This window comes from Thermosediminibacter litoriperuensis, assembly GCF_008124715.1.
Taxonomy (GTDB): Bacteria; Bacillota; Thermosediminibacteria; order Thermosediminibacterales; family Thermosediminibacteraceae; genus Thermosediminibacter; species Thermosediminibacter litoriperuensis.
The window spans coordinates 1-1,042 of sequence record NZ_VNHO01000068.1 but is presented as its reverse complement, the minus strand read 5'-3'; the positions used below and the strand labels follow the sequence as shown (position 1 = coordinate 1,042).

Here is a 1,042-nt window from a genome sequence, read left to right as displayed (position 1 = left end):
GGCAATTAAGTTAACATAAAAATTCCCCACCGGTGCCTGGGGAAAAACCTTTGCAAAAATGGGGAATTTCCTCTTGCAAAAAACATTTTCCATCACTTTCCACAGATTTGGATTTTCTCCCTGTCTTCAATTCCCTAACCGCCCACTTTACCCTTCTTAAACTGAAAGTCCCTCCTGCTTTCCTTCACCGAATCAAGAAACTGCTTGGTACAAATATAAACTGCCTTGAAAATTTTTATCAATACCTACTTTGCATGTCCTATGGATAACCTGTTAATATATTTGTTTATAACTTTTAGTTCGTAAAATAAGAACATTACAAACTAACAAGCAAATTTATTCGACCATTCCTGAAACTATCTGCATTATTATAATTGTATAATCCCAAACACTTGTCCTACTTTTTATGAAACTTATCCTCTTATCAAATCTATTATTAATCAATTGCCTTAATTCGACTAACTCCTTATCTGTTAATCCATTACAGTTTAATTCCAAACCCATTTCAATACCTTCAAACATTTGTTGTCTTTCTGCTTCAACTATTGCAATTTTCTCCTCATAACTATTTCTTGAATCATCAATAGCAATAGGCACTGCAATGGCATCCAGCTGAACATTTTTAAAACCTATTTCTTCAAATAATTTAGGTAGTCCAACAAGGTCTGGCCCGTATTTCCCTACACCATACTTTTTATCAATATCTTCAGTTCCTTTAAAAAGTTTATCGAGTAGTTCTTTCTCACGTTCACTTTGTTTTAATGTCGGGTGAGTTTCTGTTTTTATGTATTTATCTGGCCTTGCATACATTACATTAACTCTTCCATTAGGCCTACATATCCTTTTCTGCTCTAATAGGAATTCCCGATTGGGTACATGTTCAATTACGGTTTAAGAAACACAGGCATCTACTGAATTATCTTCAAATGGTAATTTTAGTGCATCTCCTTTCTGTCAATAGTAGCAAGTACAGGGTCTCCCATAAGCTCCCCCATTCTCCAAAGCCTTTGTTGCTGGTAAGTATTATGCTCCCCTTTTCATA

At 34.9% G+C, this 1,042-nt stretch carries 1 protein-coding gene and 1 pseudogene; both read right to left on the bottom strand.

All coding sequences use genetic code 11. The annotated features are described in order from the left end of the window. Positions 1-336 precede the first annotated feature (336 nt). A complete protein-coding gene (locus tag LZ11_RS12275; RefSeq protein WP_148868132.1) occupies positions 337-810 on the bottom strand; it encodes a hypothetical protein in 474 nt (157 codons plus the stop codon). Positions 811-938: 128 nt separating this feature from the next. Further along, positions 939-1,042: pseudogene (locus LZ11_RS12270) on the bottom strand (ATP-binding protein); the annotation flags it as partial.